A 24,779-nucleotide genomic window follows, 5' to 3' on the forward strand; every position below is an offset into this window, starting at 1 on the left:
GCATCCCCTCGGGGGTGCGGCCCGTTCGCTTCGCCGGGTGCCTCGGGCCGTGAATGCTATGAGTGGGGCATTACTTGCATTGAACGCAAGTAATGCCCCACTCATAGCATTCGAGTCGGGGGGCGGCCCGGGTGGGCGAGGGGTCAGTCGACGCCGATGGAGAAGGCGGATTCGGTGTCGGCCCGCGAGTACGAGCGGAAGGCGATGTGCGTGTCGGTGTTGTGCACGCCCGGGATCTTGCCGATCTTCGCCGGGATCAGGTCGGCCAGGTCCTCGTGCGCGCTGACCCGGACCATCGCCACCAGGTCCACGTCACCGGCGCAGGAGTAGACCTCCGTGACGCCGTCGATGTCCGCGATCGCCTGCGCGGTTTCGGGGATGCTGTCCGCTGCGGCGTGAATCAGCACGATCGCGGTGATCACCGGGATGCCCTCCTGGCTGCGTTGGGGTCGTCTCGTCGGCGATCGTAGCCGGGCACCCTCAGTTCACGCGTTCCAGCGCCGTCGCGCTGCCCACCAGGTCCAGCCACGGCCGCCACGACCCGGCACCCCGCGCGGGCTCGGCCCACGGCTGGGCGGTGCGCACCAGCCGCACCCCCGGCCGGCACAGCCACCGCAGCAGGATGCCGACCTCCTCCCGCGAACCCCCGTGCAGCGGCCCCGGACCGGGCAGCACCGTCTCCGCCGAGGCCACCAGCGCGTCGACCACCGGCATCGGCGCCACACCCCGCCGCGCCACGCCCGCCGAGGCGAGGCGGCCGTAGCGGATCACGGCGAATTCCCAGCCGCCGGCGCCGTCGGGGTGGGCGGCGACCAGTTCGGGGATCGTGGCCAGCGAAGCCAGCCGGTGCGCGCGGTCCACCGAGCGCACCAGCAGCGCCAGCTCGTCCCGTCGCCGGGCGGCCTGCTCGAAGTGCTCCGCCTCGGCCAGCAGGTCCAGCTGATGGGCCGCCGAGCGCAGCGGCTCGTTGCCCCGCCCGGCGATCAGGTCGGCCACCGCGATCACGCCCGGCTCGTACTCGCCGGCGCTCTGGTGCCCGGCACACGGCGCCCCGCAGCGTCCCAGCTCCGCCAGCACGCACGGCTTCCCGGACGGCGCCGTCGCCGAGATGCGCTGGGTGCAGGTGCGCAGCCCGGAGGCACCGGCGAGGGTGTCCGCGGCCACCTTCGCGTCGGCCTGGGTGCGGAACGGGCCGAGCGCGCCGTCCTTGGGCAGCCGGACCACCGACAGCCGGGGGAACGCCTCGTCGGTCAGCGTGATCCACCAGGAGTTGTGCGGGTTCTTCGAGCGCCGGTTGTAGGCGGGCCGGTGCGCGGCGATCAGCCGCAGCTCGCGGATCTCGGCCTCCAGCGAGTGCGCGCACTCGATGCCTTCGACGCCGGTGGCCAGCGCGACCATCTCGCGGATGCGGCCCCGGCTCTCCGAACCGGTGAAGTACTGCCGCACCCGTCGCCGCAGGTTCGACGCGGTGCCCACGTAGAGCACTTCGGCGCCCGGACCGCGGAACAGGTAGACCCCCGGCGTGGTGGGCAGGTGCGCGGCCATGCCGCGTTTGCGGCGCTGCTGCGGGGTGACCTCCGGCAGGTAGTCGAGCAGTTCCTCGAGCGACTGCACGCCCACCGAGCCGACGCGTTCGAGCAGACCGTGCAGCACGTCGACGGTGGCGCGGGCGTCCTGCAGCGCGCGGTGGTTCGGCACCGTGCTGGAGTTGAACAAGGCGGCCAGCGCGGACAGCCGGTGGCTCGGCGTCTCCTGGCGCGTGATGACGCGGCGCGCGAGCCGGACCGTGCAGACCACCGCCGGTTTCGGCACCGGGTAGCCGTGGCCCTGGCAGGCCGCGCGCAGGAAGCCGACGTCGAAGGCGGCATTGTGCGCGACCAGCACCGCGCCGGAGATGAACTCGAGGAAGGCGGGCAGCACCCGGTCGATCCGGGGCGCGTCGTAGACCATCGCCGAGGTGATGCCGGTGATCGAGACGATCTGCGGCGGGATCGGCACGCCCGGATCGACCAGGGTCGCGAACTCGGCCAGCACCTCGCCCCCGCGCACCTTGACCGCGCCGATCTCGGTGATGCCGTCCGGGCCCGGCTTGGTGCCGGTGGTTTCCAGGTCGAACACCACGAAGGTGGTGTCCCGCAGCGGGGTGCCGAGTTCGTCGAAGGCGAGCTGGCCTGCCCCGGAGCCATGTGCCACCGTCATGGGTCGCCACCCTAGGCACCGCCACCGACAATCTCCGGCTCGGTAACAACATGCCACGGCGGCGTGGACACGTCCTGCCACGCCGTGGTGCCGGGGCTACCCTGGGCGGATGACCGCATCCGCGCACCCGGAACCGGAGCACGCCGACGGCGTGCCACCGGCGCCGCAGGCAGGCGCGGAGCCCGAGCACCCGGCCAAACCGGTGAACTGGGTGGGGCTGCCCGAGGCCATCCGCGAGCGGATCGCCGAGCTGGCCGCGGCCGCGCTGGGCAAGCTCCCGGTCGCCGACATACCGCGTCAGCTGCGCCCGGTGGCGCGGTTCGCCCCGGCCAAGCGCGCCAAGCTGGGCGGCTCCGCGCTGCTCAGCACGCTCGGCGAGTCCAGCCGGTTCCGCACGGCGGTGCTGGAGTGGCTGCGTGAGCACCGCGCCGACGTGCTCGACCCCAACGCGCTCGACTCGGTCGCCGCGGCCACCGCCGCGGTGCTGCTCGGTGAGGCCAGTGCGGACTCCCGCGTCCGGCTGGTCGCGAAGAACGCCGAAGAGACCACCCTGCGGGCCGAGCGCGACGCCGCGCTGGCCCGGGTGCACCGGCTCGAAGGCGAGCTGGAGCGGGTCCAGGCCGAACTGGTCGAGGCCAAGCGCGTGGTGGAGAGCGCACGGGCCGACCGGGAGGCCGAGCTGGACCGGCTGCGTGGCCGCCTGCGCGAGCAGGGCGTGAAGCTGCGCCAGGCCAAGGACGCCGCTGAAGAGGCCAGGGCCGCGGCCGCCGAGGCGGGCGGCATCCGGGCCGAGGAGGTGGCTTCGCTGACCGCCCAGCTCGAACGGGAGCGCCAGCGCGTGGCCGCCGAGCGGGCCAGAGCCGCCAACGCGATCGCCGAGGCCGACGTGGCCCGCCAGTCCGCCAGGGAGGCCCGTGAGGCCGACGAGGTGCGCCTGGCGTTGCTCATCGACACCATCGAAGGCGCCGCGAAGGGCATGCGGCGTGAGCTGTCGCTCGGCCACGCCGGTCCGCGTCCGGCCGACGTGATCCGCGGTGCGAGCACGCGAGCCGACGGCGGTGGCAAGGTCCAGGACCCGGCCGCGCTCGAGAGGCTGCTCGCGCTGCCCGGCGTGCACCTGATCGTCGACGGCTACAACGTCTCCAAGACCGGCTACCCCGAACTCGCGCTGGCCGACCAGCGTGACCGGCTCGCCCAGCAGCTCGGCGCGCTCTCCGCCCGGACAGCCGCCGAGGTCACCGTGGTCTTCGATGGGGCTGGGGTGATCTCCGTGCCCGCCGCCGCGGCCCGCGGGGTGCGGGTGCTCTTCTCCGACAAGGGCGTGCTCGCCGACGACGTGATCCGCACGCTCGTCGCGGCCGAACCGGCGGGCCGCCCGCTGGTGGTGGCCACCAGCGACCGGGCCGTCGCCGACTCGGTCCGGGCGCGCGGCGCGCACCCGGTGCCCTCCGCCGTGCTGCTCACCCGCCTCGGCCGGGTCTAAGCTCCTTAGCTCGCTGACCTGCGTATACCCACTATTCTGCGGGTGTATACCCTCGATGTATACCTCCCGTGTATAGTCCTGCGCACAGGAAACGAAGATCAAGGGAAGGAGGTCGCATGTCGGTATCGCGCACATTGCTCGCCCTGCTGGAAACGGGGCCGCGACACGGCTACGACCTGAAGAAGTCCTACGACGAGCAGTTCGCCCAGGGGCGCCCGCTCGCCTACGGGCAGGTGTACTCGACGCTGTCCCGGCTGCTGCGCAACGGGCTGGTCGTCGAAGCGGGCGTCGAGCAGGGGGACGGCCCGGACCGCAAGCGCTACACCATCACCGATGCCGGTGTGACCGACATCGAGTCGTGGCTGGCCACTCCGGAGAACCCAGAGCCGTACCTGCAGAACACGCTCTACACCAAGGTCGTGCTGGCCTTGCTCTCCGGGCGCAGCGCCAACGACGTGCTGGACAGCCAGCGCGCCGCGCACCTGGCGGTGATGCGGGACCTGACCAAGCGCAAAACCGGCGGGGACCTCGCCGACCAGCTGATCTGCGACCACGCGTTGTTCCACCTGGAGGCCGATCTCCGCTGGCTGGAGCTGACCGCGGCCCGGCTGGACGCGCTGGCCGAGGCGGTGCGCCGGTGAACCAGCCCCTGCTCAAAGCCCGCGACCTGCACAAGTCCTTCGGGCACACCACCGCGCTGCGGGGTGCCGACATCTCGGTGCGCGCCGGTGAGGTGCTCGCGGTGATGGGCCCGTCCGGGTCCGGCAAGTCGACGCTGCTGCACTGCCTGGCCGGGATCGTCACGCCGGACTCCGGCACGATCGACTACCGGGGCCGCGACCTGATCGGCATGAGCGACAAGGAACGCAGCGCGCTGCGGCGCACCGAGTTCGGCTTCGTCTTCCAGTTCGGCCAGCTCGTCCCGGAGCTGACCTGCCTGGAGAACGTGGCGCTGCCGCTGCGGCTGACCGGATCCAAGCGGTCCGTGGCCGAGGAGAAGGCGCGTCAGTGGCTCGACCGGCTGGAGATCGGTGAACTGGGCGAACGCCGTCCCGGTGACGTCTCCGGCGGGCAGGGCCAGCGCGTCGCGGTGGCCAGGGCGCTGGTCACCGGGCCGAAGGTGATCTTCGCCGACGAGCCGACCGGGGCGCTGGACTCGCTCAACGGCGAAATGGTGATGCGCATGCTCACCGACGCCGCGCGCACCACCCAGGCCGCCGTGGTGCTGGTGACGCACGAACCTCGGGTCGCCGCCTACTCCGACCGCGAGGTCGTGGTGCGCGACGGCAAGGCGAGCGACCTGGAGCTGGTCTCGTGATCCGGGACCTGCTGCTCGGACTCCGGCTGGCCGTCGGGGGCGGCCGGATCTCCGGGCAGGCGCTGCTGCGGCTGGTGATGACCACGATCGGGGTCGCACTGGTGGTGGCGATCCTGCTGCCGGCGGCCTCGATCGGGGGCATGGTCTCCGAACGCGACGCACGCGAAGCGGCGAACGCCGAGGTGATCGAGCGGCGGCCGGGGGTCGACCCGCTCTACAGCTACAGCTGGTTCACCGAGCTGGACGGCAAGTACCTGGGCACCACCGTGGTCGCGGCGAGCGGGCCGACCTCGCCGGTGCCGCCGGGTATCGACCGGATCCCGGGGCCGGGGGAGTTGTTCGTGTCCCCGTCGGCCGCGGAACTGCTCGCGGGGCCGCAGGGTGACTCCCTGCGGGCCCGCGTGCCCGGCACGGTGGTCGGGGAGATCGGCAAACCGGGGCTGATCGACGCCAGCGACCTGCGGCTCTACCTCGGCAGCACGGTGGACCGGCTCAGCCGGACCGAGGACGTGAGCCAGGTCAGCGGCTTCGGCGGTCCCGGCGAGGGCTTCCGGCTCGACGCGACCACCGCGCTGCTGCTGGCCCCGATCGTGGTGGCGTTGCTGCTGCCCCTGCTGATCTTCGTCACCACCGCCTCCCGGATGGGGGCGGCGCAACGCGAACGCCGCCTGGCCGCGCTGCGGTTGCTGGGGGTCGACGCCCGGCAGGTGCGCCGGATCGCCGCGGCCGAGTCCCTGCTCGGCGCGGTCGCCGGGCTCGTGGTGGGCGGGGTGCTGTTCGCCGTGTTGCGCCCGCTGATCGGGAACCTCGACCTGTTCGGGACGAGGTTCTTCCCGGAGGACTTCGTGCCGTCGTGGCAGCTCGTGCTGGCGATCGTGCTGGTGGTGCCCGGCCTGGCGGTCGGCGCGGCGATCTTCGGTCTGCGCCGGACGATCGTCGAGCCGCTGGGCGTGGTGCGGCAGAGCAGGCCGATCCGGCGCCGGATGTGGTGGCGCTGGACCATCGCCGGGCTGGGCGCGCTGCTGATGGGGCTCACGCTGTTCGCCGGCGAACGGGACAACTCCGAGACCATCGGCGTCGCGCTGAGCGTCGGCAGCGCCCTGCTGCTGATCGGGGTCGCGGTGCTGCTGCCGTGGGCGGTGGAGAAGGTGGTGCGCGGGCTGCGCGGCGGTACGCCGGCGTTGCAGTTCGCGGTGCGACGGCTGCAGATGGACGGGGGGACCGCGAGCCGGGTGGTGTCCGGGCTCGTGGTCGTGCTGGCAGGCACCATCATGATCCAGACGCTGATGGTCTCGGTCGGCGCCGACCAGGACGACAAGTTCTTCTGGCACCCGGCCGAGGCACAGGCGGCCGAGGTGTGGACGGAACCCGCGCACGCGGACGAGGTGCGGCAGCGGCTCACGGGGGTGCCCGGCCTGACCGGCGTGCACGAGGTGCGGCAGACCAACCTGCGGCAGCCGGGGGAGTCCAGCCGGGGCACGTGGGTCGAGATCGGGGACTGCGCGGCGTTGCGGACCAGGGCGGATCTGCCCTCGTGCGCGGACGGGGACGTGTTCGCGGTGGGCATCTCGGCGGACTCGCCGCGGCCGCGGTCGCTGCCGACCGGGGAGCAGCAGTTCACCCGCTATGTGGACGGCGAACCGGAGCCGGGTCCGATGTGGACGGTCCCGGCGCAGATCCACCAGGTCCCCGGTGACCGGTCGAGCCCCGCCGCGGAAGGCAACCTGCTGGTCACCCCCGGGGCGCTCGGCTCGGTCCGGCCGCCCGCGGACTCGGTCACCTTCTCGCTGGCCGGTCCCGGTGGCGGGAACGCCGTGGTGGACCGGGCGTCGATCGCGCTCAGCCCGCTGGCCTGGGACGTCAGCGTGCGGACCGTGGTGCAGTCCGAGGCGGCGAGCCGGCACATCGACGAACGCACGGGCACCTTCCGCGCGGCGTTGATGGCGGCTTCGGGGTTCGTGCTCTCGGTGGCCGCGCTCAGCCTGCTGATGCTGTCCATCGAGCAGATCGTCGAACGGCGGCGCCCGCTGGCGGCGCTGTCGGCCTCCGGGGTGCCGCTGTCCGTGCTCGCCCGCGGCTCGTTGTGGCAGAACGCGATCCCGGTGCTGATCGGGGTCGGGCTGGCGATCGTGGCCGGGCTCGGGCTGACCGTGCCGACGCTGCGGTACGCCGGGCTGCCGTTCCAGCTCGACGTGGGGCTGATCGCCACCATGGCGGGGGCGGCCGTGCTGGCCGTGTTGATCACCACGGCGCTGACCTGGCCGTTGTTGCGGCAGGTGACCCGGCTGGACGGCCTGCGCGCGGAGTAGGGGGCGTGGTTCGCGGTTCGGCATCGGGCCCGATGCCGAACCGCAACCGTCCCGGAGAGTGACCCGAGTGGCCCTCGCCCGTTGATGACGGTAGGACAACAACGCGTTTGTCCGTCGTCGTCGCAGGTGGAGGTCGTGGATGCGGGCCGGAGCTGGCCTGGCGTTGACGCTGGTGGTCGCGGGCGCGCTGCTCGTGGTGCCGACGGCGGGCGCCCAGAACGAGGTGCCCGCCGACCCCGGCGACCTGCGCGTGGAAGCGGGGGTGGCGCCGGGGACCGGGGTCGGGGACCCGCGGCCGGGCGAGGCCTTCGCCGATCCCAAGGTCGCCGATCTCCAGCGATCCGCCAAGGACGTGCAGGCCGAACTCGGGGAGCTGGCAGGCCGGGTCGAAGCCGCCGAAGCCGAACTCGGCACGGCGACCGCGCAGTTGCAGCACGCCACCGCCGAGCGGCTGGAGGCGGAGGCGCAGCTCAACGCGATCCGCGGGGAGGCCGACCAGTTCGCCAAGTCGGTGTTCACCTCGCTGGGCCGCCCGGACAACGTGCGGTTGCTGTTCAGCGCCACCAACGCCAGCGACCTGCTCAACGGCAAGTCGATGGTCGACCACCTGCGTGCCGGGCAGGACGCCCGCCTGGGCAGCGCGCTGGACCGCCGGCGCCGGGCCGTGGAAGCCGAGGGGGTCGCGGCCGGGGCGGAGAAGACGGCCGCCGAGCGCAAGACCGAATTGGACAGTCGCACCGGGGACGCGGCCAATCGCGCGGACGCCGTCAGTTCCGAACTGCGCGGGCCGATCGACGCCGCCAACGCCGCGGTGGTCGAGCAGCAGAAAGCCCAGCGGGATCGCAATTCGCAGACTGCGTCGAACTGGAAGGCCTACACCGATCGCCTGGCGGCGGCCGGGATCAAGCCGCCACCGGCCGCCGCGCTGGCCGATCCGGCGAAACTACCCGCGGGGCTTCGGCCGCTGATGGGCTCCGGCGGGCCGCAGGCCGGGGTCGCCGAGTCCAGTGTGGACGGTCAGCGGATCCTGGTGCTGCCGGAGGAGACCATCGACGCGGTGACCGCCGGGATCGGCGCGCTGGGCAAGCCGTACGTGCCCGAGGACGGCGGTGAGGGCCCGGTCGCGTATTCGTGCGACGGCCTGGTGCGGTCGGTGTTCTCCGGCGCGGGGCTGCCGTTGCCCGCCGCGGCGGGTGAGCAGATGGCCGCGGGCAAGCCGGTGCCGCTCGCCGACGCCCAGCCGGGGGACCTCGTGTTCGTGGGCCCGGCGAAGTACGGCGTGCAGTCGGTCGGTGTGGTGCTGGACGGGCGCACCATGCTCGCCGCGGACGCCCGGCTGGCCGGGGTGGTGGTCGCCGACATGCCGGCCGGGGACAGCGTGCTCGGCGTCGCCCGGCCCGCACTGGGCCGGCGCCCGGCCGCGGAAGTCCCGCAGCGCGGGGAAAACGAGCTGACCTGGCGCTGCGGGGGCGTGGAAATGCCGCCCGCCGCGCCAGGAACCGACCAAGCCGCTGGTGCCTGGGGCGGCTTCCCGAACGGACTGATCCCGGCGGGTGCGTTGTGCCCCATCGGTATCGGCGCGCACGTGCTGCGCTGCGACGCCGCGCAGACGTTCGCCGCGCTGTCGGAGGCGTTCGCCGGCACGTTCGGACGGCCGCTGTGCCTCACGGACTCCTACCGCACCTTCGCCGGGCAGGTCGACCTGTACCGCCGCAAACCCGCACTGGCCGCCGTGCCAGGCACCAGCAACCACGGCTGGGGCCTGGCGGTGGACCTGTGTGGCGGGGCGCAGTCCTTCGGCACCCCGGAGTACGGCTGGCTGGCGGCGAACGCCCGCTCGTTCGGCTGGGTGAACCCGGGCTGGGCCCAACCGGGCCGGGGCCGCGAAGAACCGTGGCACTGGGAGTTCGCCGGTCGTTAGCGCACGGAACTGTCCCAGCGCCACGATTCCCGGCGCGGGTGGCCCGGCAACTCGCCCCGGCCGGTGGCCCAGAGCAGCGTGGGCCAGCGGCCGGTGCCGGTGGGCGCGTCCGGGAACAGGCGGACGAGGACGCGGTCGCACAGGTCGGCGGGCGGGGTCCAGTCCAGGCCGAGGCCTTCGGCCAGGTCGTGCGTGTGCACCAGGATCTCGACGATGCCCATCGCCGCGGTGCCCGCCGGGTCGGCGGTGCCGAGCGAGTGGAAGCCCCTGGCCGACGGCGGGGATGTCCGCACCATGGCGGCCAGCAGCGCGCCACACGTCTCGAGCACCTGGAGCAGGCCTTCCGGCCCGTATTCGCGATCGGCGAGGACCACGCCGTCCGGGGCTTCCGGCCGTCGGCGGATCAATTCGAAAGGCACGTACCGGTCGACCGGTTCTCGTCGCAAGCCGAGTTGCGCGGCATAGGCGAACAGATCGTCGGCCAGGTGCTCGGCCGTTTCCCAGCAGGTCCAGGTCAGCGTGCCCGCCGATTTTTCCCAATTTTCCGGCGGCGCCGCGCTCAGCGTCTCGAGCGCGAGTGCGACGGCCTTTTCGACATCTTCCGCAGTGGTGACCACGAGCGCATCGTAGAGACGTCCGGAGCCGCCGCTATCGCCGCGCGGTAGGCGGTAGGCGCCGGACGGCCGCAGTGATCGATCTCACGATCGGGTGTCGCGCCGAGCGGTCACTTCCATCGGGTGAGCGGTTATCTCGCCGCAGCGTAGTGAACTGTTGCACTGGTCACACCGATCGTGTCAAAGCTCGTCCATGTGGTGATTCATCTCGCTACGGAGAGTTTTTATCAGTCGGATGGTGGACGCGCCGCCCGCTCTTTCGTAACCTGGCCGAGATCTCGTGGCCGTTAGCCGTCGCACAAGGGATGGCGACACGAGATTGCCGCCGTGCCAGCTTTGTCGGGGAGCTGAACCGGGACTACCGCGTGCACCAACTCGCCTTTTCCAGGTGTGGTGGCTCGCGCGGTGCCGATGCACCGGCCGGAACGGGTGTTGTGTCCGCCCATCCGGCCCGAACGGAACGAGGGCCCCCGACCTCGTCCGGCAGGTGCGACCGGTGAGGCGGCCGAACGCAAAGGAGACACGCGCGACGTGCAGTCGCATCCGGTAAAGCGCGTGGTTTCAGGCGCACTGGCAGCCGCCGCGGTGATCGCGGCCGTGACGCTGGTCCAGGCCCCCGCCAACGCCACTCCCATCCTCGCCCCCCAGCAACCCCCGAGCAGTGAGTCCGAGGCGCTCAAGCAGTACCGCGAACTCGCTTCGCAGGCCGAAAAGCTCAACGAGGACCACCTCAACGCCCAGGAAGACGAGAAGGCCAAGCAGGCCGAGCTCGACAAGGCGAACCAGGACCTCGAGGGCGCCAAGCAGACCGAGAGCACGGCCAGCGCCGACATCGAGCGCTACCGGGTCGACGTGGACAAGTTCGCCGGCGCCTCCTTCACCAGTGGCGCGCAGCTGAACAAGATGTCCGCGTTGCTCACCGGCAACTCGGCGCAGGACTTCCTTGACCGCTCGTCCGCACTGGACGTGCTGGCCACGGACCAGAACAACGTGCTGCAGGGCTACGCCGGCTCGCTGAAGCAAGCCGCCGACGCCCGTCAGCTCGCCGCCGACGCGCAGGGCCGGGCCCAGGCCGCCAAGGACGAGGCCTCCCGGCTCAAGTCGGACATCGAGCAGCGCAAGAAGTCGCTCGACGAGCAGATGGACAAGCTCGAGGACGCCTCCGGCAACCTCAGCTCGGCCGACAAGGCCGCCCAGAAGGACACCGGTGCCGATGTCGGCCCGATCAAGGCGCCCGGCGCGGCTGCCCAGACCGCGGTCGACGCGGCCATGGGCAAGCGCGGCAAGCCCTACTCCTGGGGTGCCACCGGCCCGAACTCCTTCGACTGCTCCGGCCTGACCGGCTGGGCCTACAAGCAGGCCGGGATCAGCATCCCGCGCACCTCGAAGGCCCAGTCGACCTTCGGCAAGGCGGTCTCGCGGGACCAGCTGCAGCCGGGCGACCTGGTGTTCTACAACTCGCCGGTGTCGCACGTCGGCATCTACATCGGCGGCGGCAACATGGTGCACGCCCCGACCACCGGTGATGTGGTCAAGGTGGCGCCGCTGCAGAAGAACTACGTGGGTGCGCGCCGCGTCGCCTGACGCGGATCCACCCTTGCGAAGGCCGTCTTCCTCCCGGGGAAGGCGGCCTTCGTGCTTTTCGCTAGCCTCGCCTGGTGCGCCGAACCCTGCTGGTGACCAACGACTTCCCGCCCCGCCCCGGCGGTATCCAGTCCTATCTGCACTCGCTGGCGACCCGGGTGCCCTCGGACGATCTGGTGGTCTACGCACCGGCGTGGCGCGGTCACGAGGAGTTCGACGCCGCCGCCCCGTTCGAAGTGGTCCGGCACCCGACCTCGCTGATGCTGCCGACGCCCGGCGTGCTGCGCCGCGCGAAGCAGATCATGCGCTCGCGCGACTGCGAAGCGGTCTGGTTCGGCGCGGCGGCACCGCTCGCGCTGCTGGGTCACCCGCTGCGGGCGGCCGGGGCGCAGCGGGTGCTCGCCAGCACGCACGGGCACGAGGTCGGCTGGTCGATGCTGCCCGCCGCGCGGCAGGCGCTGCGGCGGATCGGTGACACCGCCGACGTGGTCACCTTCGTCAGCGAATACACCCGTAGCCGGTTCGCGGCCGCGTTCGGGCCGATGGCCGGGCTGGAGCACCTGCCGTCCGGAGTGGACCCCGCGGTGTTCCGCCCGGATCCCGCCGCCCGCGAGAGCATCCGCAAGCGCTACGGCCTCGGTGACCGGCCGACCGTGGTGTGCGTCTCGCGGCTGGTGCCCCGCAAGGGCCAGGACATGCTCGTGCTGGCGATGCTGGAACTGCGCAGGCGGGTGCCGGACGTGGCGCTGCTGCTGGTCGGCGGCGGTCCGTACCGCGCGAAGCTGGCCGGGCTGGTGGACTCGCTGGGCTTCGGCGACGACGTGGTGCTCACCGGATCGGTGCCGTGGGAGGAGCTGCCCGCGCACTACGCCGCCGGTGACGTGTTCGCCATGCCGGCGCGGACCCGAGGCAAGGGGCTCGACGTGGAGGGCCTCGGCATCGTCTACCTGGAGGCTTCGGCGACCGGGCTGCCCGTGGTCGCCGGGCGCTCGGGCGGCGCGCCGGAGACCGTGCTCGACGAGGTGACCGGGCACGTGGTCGACGGCCGTGACGTGATGCAGCTGGCCGACACGCTCGCGCCGCTGCTCACCGACCCGGCCAGGGCCCGGCGCATGGGCCAGGCGGGCCGGGAGTGGGTCAGCGGGAACTGGCGCTGGGACGTGCTGGCGGGGCGGCTGGCGAGCATGCTCGGCGGTCAGCCGATCGCCGCGGTCCGCTGAGCGTCGCCAGATCCAGGCGGGCCAGCCGGGCCGGGGACGCGATGATCTCGTAGGCGGTGACGCGATCGCCGTCGAAGGTGAACCTCAGCACGAGGCGCAGCCGTCCGCCCGGTGCCACCACCGCGCCGATCTCGCCGTCCACCAGCGCGACCTCGGCGAAGCGCGCGGGACGGCCGAACTTCAGCACACCCTCGGCGACAGCCCGGGCACCGCGCTGGACGGCGGGGACGCCCGGTGGCACGGTCGCCGGGTCGGTTCGCCGGACCACATCGGGGGCCAGCAGGGTGAGCAGCGCGTCGAGGTCCCCGTCGCGCGCGGCGGCCAGAAATGCTTCGACCACCTTCCGCTGCCGGGCGAGTTCGCCCGCCGGTGACGTGGGCGTGCCGCGCAACCGCTGCCGCGCCCGGCTCGCGAGCTTCTTCGCGGCCACCGGCGTGCGGTCCACGATCGGCGCGATCCGGTCGAACGGCACGGCGAACAGGTCGTGCAGCACGAAGGCGATCCGTTCGGCGGGCGCGAGGGTCTCGAGCACGACGAGCAGCGCGCGACCCACCGAATCGGCCAGCACCGCCTCGGTTTCCGGGTCCTCGCGAGCCCAGCCGTGCTGAGGCAGCTCGCTCAGCGGTTCTTCGCGGCGGGCCTTGCGCGTGCGCAGCATGTCCAGGCAGATGCGGGAGAGGACCGTGCGCAGCCAGCCGCCGAGGTTGTCCACCTCGCCGTCGGCCCGGTTCAGCCGCAGCCAGGTTTCCTGCACCGCGTCCTCGGCCTCGGCGGCCGAACCCAGCATCCGGTACGCCACCGCGCGCAGGTGGGCGCGCTGCTCCTCGAACTGTTCCGCCCTGTCCACATCTGTCTGACGAGACGGCGGCCGTGAAGGTGACAGTGGTTCAGTGCCGTTCGATCAGTGCCGGGTGCCGTGGATCGTCCATGCGGACCACCACGTCGGCGAACTCGCCGGGCGCGACCTCGCGGTCGTACCGGTCGAAGGCGGGCAAGGCCCAGTGCTCGGCCGCGGGCAGCCGCCGGGTCAGCGCGCCGGGGGAGAGCCACAGGTGCACGGTGAAGTCGAAGGGCAGGCCGTGGCCGAGCAGCAGTTCGCCGTCCACCAGCACGACGGCACCGGGCGGCAGCCGGACCCGGTCGCGCCGGGTGGCGCGGTCGCGCTCGGCATCCCAGAGGGCGGGCAGCGCCAGGCCGGAGCCGCCGGGGCCCAGCGGGTCGAGCACTTCGCGGCGCAGGCCGCCGATGTCGAGCCAGTCGTCGTAGCGGGCGTCAGGGTCGTGCTTGCCGCGTTCGAACCGCAGCGAAGCCGCCCGCAGGAAGTCCTTTGTGGACACGTGCAGGGTCTCCCTGCCATGCAGGCGAAGCGATTCGGCCACCGTGTCGGCCAGCTCGCCGGGTGCGTCGCCGGCGCCGTCGATGGCCACGCGGGTGACCGGGGCGTCCACGATGCGCTCGGTGATCTCGCGGGCGAGCAGGTCCGGGGAGATCGGGCGGTAGCGGCGGTCAGGCATCTCGTGCTCAGGCTAGCAACGCGGCATTCCGGTGAGGTGGGGCACCAAATCCGCGCGTGCCTCGTTGACCCACTGACAACATGGACAACACTGTTACGAAACGGTGTTACGAAACTAAGGGGGCGGCGATGGCGGCAGTCGTGGAACCGGTCCGGCTCGACGACGCGTTCATGCAGGATCCGCACGGGATGGCCGAGGTGTTCCGCCAGGAGGGCCCGGCGCGGCCGGTGGTCATGCCGCGCGGCCTTCGGGGCTGGGTCATCACCGGCTACCACGAGGCACGCGCGCTGCTCGCCGACCCGCGGCTGAGCAAGAACGCCGAGCGGATCTCCGAACTGTTCGAGACCCAGGTCCAGCCGGGCGACAACGCCGAGTCCCGGACGTTCGCCTCGTCGCTGACCGCGCACATGCTCAACTCCGACCCGCCCGAGCACACCCGGCTGCGCAAGCTGGTGAACAAGGCGTTCACGCCGAAGTCGGTGGACCGGCTCCGGCCGCGGATGGAGCAGATCACCGACGCCCTGCTCGACGAGATGGCCGCGCACGACGAGGTCGACCTGCTGGAGTCGTTCGCCTTCCCGCTGCCGATCACGGTGATCTGCGAGCTGCTCGGCGTGCCGGAGGCCGAGCGCGCCCAGTTCCGCGACTGGTCTAACACGCTGGTCTCGGCCGATCCGTCGGCGCAGATCGAGAAGGCGGCCGGTGAGCTGGTCGGCTACCTGCGCGACCTGATCGAGCGCAAGCGCGCCGAGCCCGGTCAGGACCTGCTCTCCGACCTGGTGCACATCTCCGAGGACGGCGACCGCCTCGCCGAGCACGAACTGGTGCCGATGGCGTTCCTGCTGCTGGTCGCCGGGCACGAGACCACGGTCAACCTGATCGGCAACGGGGTGCTGGCGCTGCTGCGCGATCCCGATCAGCTGGCCGCGCTGCGCGCCGATCCGTCGCTGCTGCCCGGCGCGGTCGAGGAGTTCCTGCGCATCGACGGGCCGGTCAACCTGGCCACGCTGCGGTTCACCACCGATCCGGTGCGGGTCGGGGACGCAGAGATCGGGGAGGGCGAGTTCGTGCTGATCTCGCTGCTCGCGGCCAATCGCGACGGCGAGCGCTTCGACGACCCGGGCCGCCTCGACGTCACCCGGCAGGCGGGCGGGCACCTGGCGTTCGGGCACGGCATCCACTACTGCGTGGGCGCGCCGCTGGCCCGGATCGAAGCCGAAATCGCGATCGGGCGGCTGCTGGCCCGGTTCGACGGCCTGGCGCTGGCCGGTGAGCCGTCGCGGCTGCGCTGGCGCGCGAGCACGCTGATGCACGGCCTGGAGTCCCTGCCGGTCCGCCTGGGGTGACGCCGGGGTGCCCGTAGGGTGCCAGCCATGACGAGCCAGGAGGAACTGCTCGCGCTCGACGCGCGTCACGTGTGGCACCCCTACGGGCCCATGCCGGGCACCGTGCCCCCGCTGCTGGTCCGCGAGGCCGAGGGCGTGCGGTTGCGGCTGGCCGACGGCCGGGAACTGGTGGACGGCATGTCGTCCTGGTGGGCGGCGGTGCACGGCTACCGGCACCCGGTGCTCGACGCGGCGCTGGCCGAGCAGGCCGGGCGGATGAGCCACGTGATGTTCGGCGGGCTGACCCACGAACCGGCGATCGCGCTCGCCCGCACGCTGGTGGACATCACCCCGGACGGGCTCGAGCACGTGTTCCTCTGCGACTCCGGCTCGGTGTCCATCGAGGTCGCGGTCAAGATGTGCATGCAGTACTGGCAGTCGACCGGGCAGCCGGCCAAGCGCAGGCTGCTCACCTGGCGGGGCGGCTACCACGGCGACACCTTCCAGCCGATGAGCGTCTGCGATCCCGACGGCGGCATGCACTCGCTGTGGAAGGGCACGCTGACCGAGCAGGTCTTCGTGCCGGAACCGCCCGCGGGGTTCGAATCGCCGGTCGAACAGTCCTATGTGGACATGCTGGCCGAGGAGATCGCGGCACACGCGCACGAGCTGGCCGCGGTGATCGTGGAGCCGGTGGTGCAGGGGGCGGGCGGAATGCGTTTCCACAATCCGGGATACGTGCGCGCGCTGCGGGAAATCACCGCGGAAAACGGGGTGCTGCTCATCCTCGACGAAATCGCCACCGGATTCGGCCGGTCCGGTTCGCTCTTCGCCGCCGGGCACGCCGGGATCACCCCGGACGTGTTGTGCGTCGGAAAGGCGCTGACCGGCGGCTATCTCAGCATGGCCGCCGCATTGTGCACACCGGAGGTGGCGGACGGCATTTCCCGCGGCGAATTGCCGGTGCTCGCGCACGGGCCGACGTTCATGGGCAACCCGCTGGCCAGTGCCGTGGCGAACGCGTCGATCGGCCTGCTGCTCGAGCAGGACTGGCTCGCCGAGGTCCGCCGCATCGAAGCCGGGCTCCGAAGTGGACTCGCGCCCGCCGCGGAGCTGCCAGGGGTGCGGGAAGTCCGGGTGCTCGGCGCGATCGGCGTGGTGCACCTGGATCACCCGGTCGACATGGCCACCGCGACCAGGGTGGTGACCGAGCACGGCGTGTGGGTGCGGCCGTTCCGCGACCTGATCTACACGATGCCGCCCTACGTGAGCACCGACGCCGATGTGGCGGCCGTCTCGCGGGCCATCGTCGCAGCCGCGGGTGAGGCTTGAGTGGAATTCACCCGATCCGGTGACAACACGGGTTAACTGAATGTTACTCGGGTTCTTCGAGTACGCAGAGCGATAATTCGACGGGCTCATTGTCTGGATCGGGTGAGACGTGGGCCACGTGATTGAGCGAGATTGCGGTTCGTGTTCTCGAATACGTGACGAAGCCGCCGTGAACAAAACATGAGGATGTCTTCACAAAGCGGACTTTTCACGCGGATCCGTGTTCCCTGGTGATCATGAGCTTCGCCACCCTATTGCGGCGTGACGTGCCCGCTTCACTCGTTGTCTTCCTGGTCGCCGTGCCCCTTTCGCTCGGCATCGCACTGGCGTCCGGCGCCCCGATCGTCGCGGGGCTGATCGCCGCCGTGGTCGGCGGGGTGATCGCCGGTCTCTTCGGCGGTTCTGTTCTCCAGGTCAGCGGACCCGCCGCCGGCCTGACCGTGGTGGTCGCCGAAACCATCTCCCGCTTCGGCTGGGCGGCCACCTGCGCCATGGTGGTCGCCGCCGGCGCGCTGCAGATCCTGCTCGGGCTGAGCCGGATCGCGCGCGCCGCGCTGGCCATTTCCCCCGCCATCGTGCACGGCATGCTCGGCGGCATCGGCCTGACCATCGTGCTCGGCCAGTTGCACGTGGTGCTGGGCGGTTCCGCGCAGAGTTCCGCGCTGGACAACCTGCTCGCCCTGCCCGGCCAGCTGATCGGCAGCCACGACACCGCGGCCTTCATCGGCGTGCTGACCATCGGCATCCTCCTGCTGTGGCCGCGCCTGCCGAAGGCCGTGCGCAAGGTGCCCGGCCCGCTCGCCGCGATCACCCTGACCACCGTGCTGGCGCTGGTCGCCGGCATGCAACTGGACCGCATCGAACTGCCGGGCAACCTGCTGGAGATCAGCTTCGTGCCGCAGTTCCCCGAGGGCGGCTGGTTCGACATCGGCATCGCGGTGCTCACCATCGCGCTGATCGCCAGCGTGGAGAGCCTGCTTTCGGCGATCGCGGTGGACAAGCTGCACACCGGCCCGCGCACCAACCTCAACCGCGAACTGGTCGGCCAGGGCATGGCCAACATGGCCTCCGGCGCGATCGGCGGCCTGCCGGTCACCGGCGTGATCGTGCGCAGCTCCACCAACGTGGCCGCGGGCGCGCGCACCCGTGCCTCCGCGGTGCTGCACGGGATCTGGGTGCTGCTGTTCAGCGTGCTGCTGGCCGGGTTGCTGGAGAGCATCCCGCTGGCCGCGCTCGGCGGCCTGCTGGTGCACGTCGGCGCGAAGCTGCTCAACGTGGGCAACATCCGCGAGGTGCACCGCCACGGCGACCTGCCGATCTACCTGGTCACCCTGTTCGGCGTGGTGTTCCTCGACATGCTCACCGGGGTGCTCCTCGGCATCGCCGCGTCGCTGCTGATGATGCTGCTGCGCACCCGGTCCAAGATCCACGCCGAATCCGACGGCGACCGCTGGCGCGTGGTGGTCGACGGCGCGCTGACCTTCCTGGCCATCCCCAAGCTGTCCAAGGTGCTCGCGGCCATCCCGGCGCGCACGGAGGTCAACATCGAGCTGGTGGTGGACTACCTCGACCACGCCGCCTTCGAAAACCTGTCCAACTGGCAGCTGGCCCACGAGCGGGGCGGCGGCACCGTGGTGGTGGACGAGATCGGGCACCCGTACTACGAGCGCGGGAAGTCGGGTGCGCCCACGGTGAGCAGGCTCGCCGCCGCGCCGGTGCTGCCGCGCTGGCTGGCGTCGTGGTCGGACTGGCAGGCGAAAACCGGCCCGCACCTGCCGGACCAGCGCAGCGCCCCGCCGTCCACCGCGCAACTGCGCCTGGGCACCTCGGAGTTCCAGCGCCGGACCGCGCCGCTGGTCCAGGACACGCTGAGCGGGCTGGCCGACGGGCAGAACCCGCACACCCTGTTCATCACCTGCGCCGACTCGCGGATCGTGCCGAACCTGATCACCACCAGCGGGCCCGGCGACCTGTTCGCCGTGCGGAACATCGGGAACCTGGTGCCCGCCGGCAGCGACTCCGGGCCATCGGACTCGTCGGTCGCTGCCTCGATCGAATACGCCGTCGGCGTGCTGCGGGTGCCGGAGGTGGTCGTGTGCGGCCATTCGGGGTGCGGTGCGATGAAGCTGATGCTCGATTCCACCGCCGAACTGCCGGTGGTGCGCGAGTGGCTCCGCCACGCCGAACCCAGCCTGCGCCGATACGAGAAGAACTCGCCGGTCTCGCTGAACGGGGAGCTGCCCGACGCCGAAGGTGACCGGCTGGCGCTGCACAACATCCTCCAGCAGCTGCGTCACCTGCGGAGTTACCCGGTGGTCGCCGAGGCCGAAGCCCGCGGTGAGCTGCACCTGACCGGGATGTACTTCGATGTGGGCGCGGCACAGGTCTACCTCTTCGATCCGGCGTCCGGGGCGTTCGAGCCCGCCGGGGAACCGGCGGCTTGCCGTCAGGACTAGGGTCGAGGGCCGTGACTGTGCTGGTGATCTCGGGTACCGGAACCGGTGTCGGCAAGACCGTGGTCACGGCGGCGATCGCCGCGCTGGCCAAGGCCGACGGCAGGCGGGTGGCCGTGCTGAAACCCGCCCAGACCGGCGTGACCGACGGCGAGCCGGGTGACCTGGACGAAGTCCGGCGCCTGGCGGGCGAGGTCACCACCCGCGAGCTGCGGCGCTACCCCGACCCGTTGTCCCCCGAAGCCGCCGCGCGGCGCAGCGGCATCGCGCCGGTGACCCCGGCCGAGGCCGCGAGCGCCGCCGCCGAGCTCGACGCGGAGCACGACCTGGTGCTGGTCGAGGGCGCGGGCGGGCTGCTGGTGCGGTTCGACCCCGGCGGCGGCACGCTCGCCGACGTGGCCTGGTCACTCGGCTCGCTGCTGCTGGTGGTGGCCGAAGCCGGGCTGGGCACGCTCAACGCGACCGCGCTGACCGCCGAGGTGGCCACCCGGCGCGGCCTGAACGTGGGCGGCGTGCTGATCGGCTCGTGGCCCGCCGAACCGGACCTGGCCGCCTGCTCCAACCTCGAAGACCTGCCCGTCGCGGCGGGCGCGCCCCTGCTGGGGGCGTTGTCCGCCGGGGCGGGGCAGGCCGGGGCCGAGGAGTTCCTCGCCGAAGCCCGGCGTGGCCTCTCGCCGTGGTTCGGCGGTGAATTCGACCCCGAGTGCTTCGCCAAGGGTGAATCCGCCCAGAAGTGACCTGGCTCGCTTTTTCGGGGCGGGGTGTTCGGGCAGACTGTGCCGGACGTGCCCGAGCGAGAAGGAGAACCCGTGACCTCAGCACCAGAACGCGCCACCGACGTCCTCACCACGGCGCGGGAGCAGGTGCTCGAGCGCGGCGAGGGGCTGAGCGAGGCGCAGGTGCTCGAGGCGCTGCGGGTGCCCGACGAGCGGCTGCCCGACCTGCTCGCGCTGGCGCACGAGGTGCGGATGCGCTGGTGCGGTCCCGAGGTGGAGGTCGAGGGCATCATCAGCCTGAAGACCGGCGGCTGCCCCGAGGACTGCCACTTCTGCTCGCAGTCCGGCCGGTTCCCGACCCCGGTGCGCTCGGCCTGGCTGGACATCCCCGGCCTGGTCAAGGCCGCCCGCCAGACCAAGGAGACGGGGGCGACGGAGTTCTGCATCGTGGCCGCGGTGCGCGGGCCGGACAAGCGCCTGCTCTCCCAGGTCCGCGAGGGCATCAAGGCCATCCGCGAGGACGGCAACGACATCCAGATCGCCTGCTCGCTCGGCATGCTCACGCAGGAGCAGGTGGACGAGCTGGTCGAGATGGGCGTGCACCGCTACAACCACAACCTCGAGACCGCGCGCTCGCACTTCCCCGAGGTGGTCACCACGCACACCTGGGAGGAGCGCTGGGAGACGCTGCTGATGATCCGCGAGGCGGGCATGGAGGTCTGCTGCGGCGGCATCATCGGCATGGGGGAGACCGTCGAGCAGCGCGCCGAGTTCGCCGCGCAGCTCGCCGAGCTGGGCCCGGACGAGTGCACGATGAACTTCCTGATCCCGCAGCCCGGCACGCCGTACGAGCACTACGAGGTGGTCGAGGGCAAGGACGCGCTGCGCACCGTCGCCGCCTTCCGGCTGGCCATGCCGCGCGCGCTGCTGCGGTTCTCGGGCGGCCGTGAACTGACCTTCGGCGACTTCGGCACCAAGCAGGGCATGCTGGGCGGGATCAACGCGATCATCGTCGGCAACTACCTGACCAACCTGGGCCGCCCGGCCGAGGTCGACCTGGAGATGCTCACCGAGCTGAAGATGCCGGTGAAGGCGCTGAGCGACTCCTTGTGACGCAACCGGAATTCTGCGTCCACTGTGGACGCCCGGGGGCCGGCGACCACGCGGCATGCGACAACCCGCGCACCGCGCTGGAGCCACCGCGCTTCTGCCCCCACTGCGCGCGCCGCATGGTCGTGCAGATCACCCCGATCGGCTGGACCGCCCGCTGCAGCAGACACGGCGAAACGACGGGTTAAGCTCAACTCACCGTAGTCAGGAGGTACGCCGGTGGCTGAGTCTTCGGTCGGGGTGCGCCCGCCCGCCGAACCCGCGCACCACTTCTTCAGCGTTCCGCGCGAGCGGCCGAAGGTGGTGGTGGCCGCGGACATCCTGCCCGCGGTGAGCGTGCTGTCGATGGTGATGCTCACCGGCATCCCGCTGGCCGCGCTGTGGGCGCTGCTGGCACCGCCGCAGCGGGTGCGCGTGGTCTCCGCCACCGAAGAACCGGTGCCCCTGCAACTGGAGAGTTGGCACCGCTTCGACGATCTCGCCGTGTTCGCCCTCCTGGCCTTCGGCGTCGGCATCGTGGTCGGCGTGGTGATCTGGCTGCTGCGCGAGCGACGCGGGCCGGTGGTGCTGCTGGCCGCGGTCGTCGGCTCGGTGCTGGCCTGGTGGCTGGCGTCCATGCTCGGGCCGGGCACCTTCGCCGGGATGCTCTACGAGGTGACCACCGCGCCCCAGGTGGGTGACGTGCTGGAGACCGCGCCGGTGCTCGAGTCGGCGTGGGTGCTGCTGGCCCAGCCGCTCGCGGTGGCCGCCACCTACGGGTTGCTGGCCGGGTGGAACGGCCGTGACGACCTCGGACGCCGCCTCGGCTGAATTCGGCTGATCGGCAGCGCGGCCTGCCCGGTTTCCGTAGGCTGGCGGCAACCGAGGGAGGCCTGCATCACATGACCGACGACGTAGTTTCCGGCTCGAACGGGCGCATCCGCTTTCCGGGCATCAGCCCGCGCGCCTACGAGCACCCGGTCGACCGGGGCGCGCTGGCGACGCTGCGCACCATCCCCGGGTTCGCCGAAGTGCTCAAGGCCGTGGCCGGGTTCTTCAGCGAGCGCGGTGAGCGGCTGATGGCGCTGGCGTCGTCGATCCGCGTCGGCGAGAAGCAGTACCCCGAGCTGAACAAGCTGCGCCTGGAATGCGCGCAGGCGCTGGACATCTCGCCGGCGCCCAACATCTTCGTCGCGCAGGACCCGTCGGTCAGCGCTTACACGATCGGCATGGACGAGCCGTTCATCGTGCTCAGCACCGGGCTGGTCGAACTGCTCGACACCAACGGGCTGCGGTTCGTCATCGGCCACGAAATGGGGCACGTGCTGTCCGGGCACGCGGTGTACCGGACCATGCTGATCCGGCTGATCAGCATGCAGATGTCGATGTCGTGGACCCCGGTCAGCGCGTTCGGGCTGCGCGCGGTGATCGCCGCGCTCAAGGAGTGGTACCGCAAGTCGGAGCTGTCCTGCGACCGCGCCGGCCTGCTCTGCGGCCAGGACCCGGCCGCCGCGCTGCGGGTGCACGTGCTGATGGCGGGCGGGATCGACCCGTCGCGCATCGACATCCCGTCGTTCCTGCAGCAGGCCGAGGAGTACGAATCGGTCGACGACGTCCGCGACAGCCTGCTGAAGCTGCGCAACGTCGAGCACATGTCGCACCCGCTCGCCGTGGTGCGCGCCGCCCAGCTGCAGAAGTGGGCCGCGTCGGAGGAGTACCGCGCGATCCTGGTCGGCGACTACCCGCGCCGCGACGGCGACAGCCCGTCGAGCACCTGGTCCGACGACGTCAAGTCCGCGGCGAAGTCGTACAAGGACTCGTTCAGCAACTCGACCGACCCGCTGGCCAAGGTGTTCACCGATGTCGGCGAAGCCCTCTCGGGCGCGGCGGGCAAAGTCTGGAACAAGTTCGGCGGCAACCGAACCCCCAACGGCGAATCAGAACCCGCCAACTGACCCCAGCACACCACCGGACGGCCCCTGCTCATCCGCCACCAGGCAGCCCCCCACCCTCCCGGGGGCGGCCCCTGTCGCCAGCTTATCGCGTAGGGGCCTTCCCGAGGGGGTGCTGAGCGGGGGCCTGGGGACAGGTGGGTGCCTGTGGATACTTCACGGTCACGAATGTGGCTTTCGGGACGTGGATGAGAACAGTGCGCAGCTCCGTTGAGGGTGGCGGCAGGGCGTCCCGAAAGCCACATTCGTGACCGGAAGCCGAAACCACGCTAGTTCAGGCTCGCCGGTCGCGTCAGCGCGCTCAGTTCCGCCGGCGGAGCCGGGACCGCGCGCAAAGTGGTGAGGAAACCCGTTTCCCGCGTGAGCAGGCGGCACACGTCCCGCAGGCGCCGCAGCGGCTGGGTTTGTTCCAGCAGCGCCTGCCGGTCGTCCATCGGCAGCAGGCAGTCGGCCGCCAGCTGGTAGGCCAGGTCCGCCATCGAGGTGTCCGCGGGCGGCTCGCTCCAGGCGTCGTGTTCCCAGGCCGAGCGGCAATACCGCCGGTGCGCGCCCCGCGCGACTTCCGCCATGCGCGCGCCCGCTTCCCCTGAGCCGCGCGGCAAGGGGTCGTCCGACACCCATTCCACCGTGCCCACCAGGTAGGGCGCCGCCTCGCTGTCGATGTCGAGCAGCCGGAACCGCTTCTGCCCGGTGGTGACCACGTCGAACCGCCCGTCGGGCAGGCGCTTGGCCTCGCGCAGCCGCGTGGTGCAGCCGATGGCGTGCACCTGGTCGAGCCCGGTGACCTCGCGCGTCAGCGACGTGCGCATGGCGATCACGCCGAACTCCTGGTCCGGCACGGTGCCGGTGACCAGATCCACGGTGAGCTGCCGGTACCGCGGCTCGAAGATGTGCAGTGGCAGGTGCGCCCCCGGCAACAGCACGGTCTGCAGGGGGAACAACGGCAAGGTCGTCGTTCCCGTACTGTCTCCCGCCGCGCCGTCAGCCACGGGTACACGGTACGACGAAGCCGTCCCGCGCGCAGGCCTTCATCCGGATGCCGTGCCGGGCAACGGAAATCGCGCCGTCGCGCGGAGTTATCGCCGCACCGGCGGGGGACGCAGCACGGCGAATGGGTCGGTCACCTGGATTCCCTTGCAGGCGAAGGAGAACAACGCCGCCGGACGACCACCGCTGCGACCGGATGGCGCGGTCTCCCCGGTCGGTTCGAGCAGGCCGCGGCGGGCCAGCACGCGCTGCAGATTGGTCGCGGAAATCTTGTAGCCGAGCGCCGCGGAGTACAGCCCGCGCAGCTCCGAGATGGTGAACACGTCCGGCGCGAGCGCGAAGCCGACATTGGTGTAGCTCAGCTTGGACCGCAGCCGGTCCCGCGCGCGCAGCACGATCTCGGCGTGGTCGAAGGCGGTGCGGGGGAGTTCGTCCACCCGGTGCCACGAGGTGTCCTCGGGCACCGCCGGGTCCACGTCCGACGGCACCAGGCCGAGGAACGCGGTGGCCACCACGCGTGGACCGGGCACCCGGTCCGGCGTGCTGAACACGGCGAGCTGCTCCACGTGCTTGAGCTGTTTGATGTCGACCTTCTCGGCGAGCTGACGCCGGATGGAGGTCTCGACGTCCTCGTCGGGCCGCAGCCGCCCGCCCGGCAGCGACCAGCGGCCGATGTGCGGATCGAGCGCGCGCCGCCACAACAGCACCTGGAGTGTGTCCGATCGCACTTGCAGCACTGCCGCCAAAACCTCGTGTGCCAGGG

Annotated in this window: 22 protein-coding genes; 15 read left to right on the top strand and 7 right to left on the bottom strand. The window is 71.7% G+C overall.

The features are described 5' to 3' along the window. Window positions 1–143 precede the first annotated feature (143 nt). On the bottom strand, window positions 144–422 hold the full coding sequence (locus L3Q67_RS21495) for an Lrp/AsnC family transcriptional regulator (RefSeq protein ID WP_209669225.1): 279 nt from the start codon (window positions 420–422) through the stop codon (window positions 144–146). A gap of 58 nt (window positions 423–480) precedes the next feature. Beyond that, entirely contained in the window at window positions 481–2,199 is a 1,719-nt protein-coding gene (locus L3Q67_RS21500; protein ID WP_499191167.1) for a DEDD exonuclease domain-containing protein, read from the bottom strand. A gap of 109 nt (window positions 2,200–2,308) precedes the next feature. Between L3Q67_RS21500 and L3Q67_RS21505 the strand changes: the two genes are divergently transcribed. The 5 genes from L3Q67_RS21505 to L3Q67_RS21525 all read left to right on the top strand — a co-directional run bounded on the left by L3Q67_RS21505 (window position 2,309) and on the right by L3Q67_RS21525 (window position 9,230). After that, a complete protein-coding gene (locus L3Q67_RS21505) occupies window positions 2,309–3,682 on the top strand; it encodes an NYN domain-containing protein (protein WP_499191168.1) in 1,374 nt (457 codons plus the stop codon). Window positions 3,683–3,798: 116 nt separating this feature from the next. Next, window positions 3,799–4,323 carry a PadR family transcriptional regulator gene (locus tag L3Q67_RS21510; RefSeq protein ID WP_209669220.1) on the top strand — a complete coding sequence of 175 codons (525 nt, stop codon included), beginning with the start codon at window positions 3,799–3,801 and terminating at the stop codon, window positions 4,321–4,323. Next, the gene (locus L3Q67_RS21515; RefSeq protein ID WP_499191169.1) at window positions 4,320–5,000 is read left to right on the top strand and encodes an ABC transporter ATP-binding protein; all 681 of its coding nucleotides are present in this window, start codon (window positions 4,320–4,322) and stop codon (window positions 4,998–5,000) included. The genes L3Q67_RS21510 and L3Q67_RS21515 overlap by 4 nt, the downstream gene beginning before the upstream one ends. Then, a complete protein-coding gene (locus L3Q67_RS21520) occupies window positions 4,997–7,309 on the top strand; it encodes an ABC transporter permease family protein (protein ID WP_499191170.1) in 2,313 nt (770 codons plus the stop codon). Before L3Q67_RS21515 ends, L3Q67_RS21520 begins: the two co-directional genes overlap by 4 nt. Window positions 7,310–7,448: 139 nt before the next feature. After that, a complete protein-coding gene (locus L3Q67_RS21525; protein WP_499191171.1) occupies window positions 7,449–9,230 on the top strand; it encodes a D-alanyl-D-alanine carboxypeptidase family protein in 1,782 nt (593 codons plus the stop codon). On the opposite strand, the gene L3Q67_RS21530 is transcribed toward L3Q67_RS21525, so the two are convergent. Continuing rightward, window positions 9,227–9,847, bottom strand: coding sequence for a hypothetical protein (locus L3Q67_RS21530; protein WP_499191172.1), 621 nt, complete (start codon window positions 9,845–9,847; stop codon window positions 9,227–9,229). The genes L3Q67_RS21525 and L3Q67_RS21530 overlap by 4 nt on opposite strands. Before the next feature lie 528 nt (window positions 9,848–10,375). Here L3Q67_RS21530 and L3Q67_RS21535 point away from each other — a divergent pair. Further along, window positions 10,376–11,428, top strand: coding sequence for an NlpC/P60 family protein (locus tag L3Q67_RS21535; protein WP_499191173.1), 1,053 nt, complete (start codon window positions 10,376–10,378; stop codon window positions 11,426–11,428). 74 nt (window positions 11,429–11,502) lie between these two features. Further along, on the top strand, window positions 11,503–12,648 hold the full coding sequence (locus tag L3Q67_RS21540) for a glycosyltransferase family 4 protein (RefSeq protein WP_499191174.1): 1,146 nt from the start codon (window positions 11,503–11,505) through the stop codon (window positions 12,646–12,648). Here the strand turns inward: L3Q67_RS21540 and L3Q67_RS21545 are convergent. Both L3Q67_RS21545 and L3Q67_RS21550 read right to left on the bottom strand, forming a co-directional pair. Continuing rightward, window positions 12,566–13,495, bottom strand: a complete 930-nt coding sequence (locus tag L3Q67_RS21545) for a sigma-70 family RNA polymerase sigma factor family protein (protein WP_499191175.1) — start codon at window positions 13,493–13,495, stop codon at window positions 12,566–12,568. The two genes, L3Q67_RS21540 and L3Q67_RS21545, sit on opposite strands and share 83 nt — an antisense overlap. A 40-nt stretch (window positions 13,496–13,535) precedes the next feature. Beyond that, the gene (locus L3Q67_RS21550; protein WP_499191176.1) at window positions 13,536–14,162 is read right to left on the bottom strand and encodes a nucleoside/nucleotide kinase family protein; all 627 of its coding nucleotides are present in this window, start codon (window positions 14,160–14,162) and stop codon (window positions 13,536–13,538) included. 128 nt (window positions 14,163–14,290) lie between these two features. On the opposite strand from L3Q67_RS21550, the gene L3Q67_RS21555 reads away from it, so the two are divergent. The 8 genes from L3Q67_RS21555 (at window position 14,291) to L3Q67_RS21590 (ending at window position 23,032) form a co-directional block, all read left to right on the top strand. After that, the gene (locus L3Q67_RS21555; protein ID WP_499191177.1) at window positions 14,291–15,508 is read left to right on the top strand and encodes a cytochrome P450 family protein; all 1,218 of its coding nucleotides are present in this window, start codon (window positions 14,291–14,293) and stop codon (window positions 15,506–15,508) included. Between the two features lie 27 nt (window positions 15,509–15,535). Further along, window positions 15,536–16,819 (top strand): adenosylmethionine--8-amino-7-oxononanoate transaminase, encoded by a 1,284-nt coding sequence (locus tag L3Q67_RS21560; RefSeq protein WP_499191178.1) that lies wholly within the window; start codon window positions 15,536–15,538, stop codon window positions 16,817–16,819. Window positions 16,820–17,055: 236 nt separating this feature from the next. Then, window positions 17,056–19,275: a SulP family inorganic anion transporter gene (locus L3Q67_RS21565; RefSeq protein ID WP_499191179.1), complete on the top strand. Its 2,220-nt coding sequence runs from the start codon at window positions 17,056–17,058 to the stop codon at window positions 19,273–19,275. A gap of 11 nt (window positions 19,276–19,286) precedes the next feature. Then, on the top strand, window positions 19,287–20,009 hold the full coding sequence (gene bioD, locus L3Q67_RS21570; RefSeq protein ID WP_499191180.1) for an ATP-dependent dethiobiotin synthetase BioD: 723 nt from the start codon (window positions 19,287–19,289) through the stop codon (window positions 20,007–20,009). Between the two features lie 72 nt (window positions 20,010–20,081). Continuing rightward, complete coding sequence (bioB, locus tag L3Q67_RS21575) at window positions 20,082–21,101, top strand: biotin synthase BioB (protein WP_282774140.1); 1,020 nt, start codon at window positions 20,082–20,084, stop codon at window positions 21,099–21,101. Next, window positions 21,098–21,286: a biotin synthase auxiliary protein BsaP gene (gene bsaP / locus L3Q67_RS21580; protein ID WP_499191181.1), complete on the top strand. Its 189-nt coding sequence runs from the start codon at window positions 21,098–21,100 to the stop codon at window positions 21,284–21,286. The genes bioB and bsaP overlap by 4 nt, the downstream gene beginning before the upstream one ends. A gap of 31 nt (window positions 21,287–21,317) precedes the next feature. Continuing rightward, the gene (locus L3Q67_RS21585; RefSeq protein WP_499191182.1) at window positions 21,318–21,908 is read left to right on the top strand and encodes a DUF2567 domain-containing protein; all 591 of its coding nucleotides are present in this window, start codon (window positions 21,318–21,320) and stop codon (window positions 21,906–21,908) included. A 71-nt stretch (window positions 21,909–21,979) separates the two neighbouring features. Further along, window positions 21,980–23,032 (top strand): M48 family metallopeptidase, encoded by a 1,053-nt coding sequence (locus L3Q67_RS21590; RefSeq protein WP_499191183.1) that lies wholly within the window; start codon window positions 21,980–21,982, stop codon window positions 23,030–23,032. 266 nt (window positions 23,033–23,298) lie between these two features. Here L3Q67_RS21590 and L3Q67_RS21595 read toward each other — a convergent pair whose 3' ends face one another. Together L3Q67_RS21595 and L3Q67_RS21600 are read right to left on the bottom strand one after the other, a co-directional pair. Next, entirely contained in the window at window positions 23,299–24,018 is a 720-nt protein-coding gene (locus tag L3Q67_RS21595) for an LON peptidase substrate-binding domain-containing protein (RefSeq protein ID WP_499191184.1), read from the bottom strand. Between the two features lie 87 nt (window positions 24,019–24,105). Next, window positions 24,106–24,744 (bottom strand): NUDIX hydrolase, encoded by a 639-nt coding sequence (locus L3Q67_RS21600; protein ID WP_499191185.1) that lies wholly within the window; start codon window positions 24,742–24,744, stop codon window positions 24,106–24,108. Window positions 24,745–24,779: the final 35 nt, after the last annotated feature.

It is taken from the genome of Saccharothrix sp. AJ9571 (genome assembly GCF_021725495.1).
Lineage (GTDB): Bacteria > Actinomycetota > Actinomycetes > Mycobacteriales > Pseudonocardiaceae > Amycolatopsis > Amycolatopsis magusensis.

What these genes read in the sequence shown, in the direction of transcription:
- L3Q67_RS21500 (WP_499191167.1), bottom strand. Translation starts at nt 2,199, where the DNA reads ATGACGGTGGCACATGGCTCCGGGGCAGGCCAGCTCGCCTTCGACGAA.
- L3Q67_RS21505 (WP_499191168.1), top strand. Translation starts at nt 2,309, where the DNA reads ATGACCGCATCCGCGCACCCGGAACCGGAGCACGCCGACGGCGTGCCA.
- L3Q67_RS21510 (WP_209669220.1), top strand. Translation starts at nt 3,799, where the DNA reads ATGTCGGTATCGCGCACATTGCTCGCCCTGCTGGAAACGGGGCCGCGA.
- L3Q67_RS21525 (WP_499191171.1), top strand. Translation starts at nt 7,449, where the DNA reads ATGCGGGCCGGAGCTGGCCTGGCGTTGACGCTGGTGGTCGCGGGCGCG.
- L3Q67_RS21550 (WP_499191176.1), bottom strand. Translation starts at nt 14,162, where the DNA reads ATGCCTGACCGCCGCTACCGCCCGATCTCCCCGGACCTGCTCGCCCGC.
- L3Q67_RS21555 (WP_499191177.1), top strand. Translation starts at nt 14,291, where the DNA reads ATGGCGGCAGTCGTGGAACCGGTCCGGCTCGACGACGCGTTCATGCAG.
- L3Q67_RS21560 (WP_499191178.1), top strand. Translation starts at nt 15,536, where the DNA reads ATGACGAGCCAGGAGGAACTGCTCGCGCTCGACGCGCGTCACGTGTGG.
- L3Q67_RS21565 (WP_499191179.1), top strand. Translation starts at nt 17,056, where the DNA reads ATGAGCTTCGCCACCCTATTGCGGCGTGACGTGCCCGCTTCACTCGTT.
- L3Q67_RS21590 (WP_499191183.1), top strand. Translation starts at nt 21,980, where the DNA reads ATGACCGACGACGTAGTTTCCGGCTCGAACGGGCGCATCCGCTTTCCG.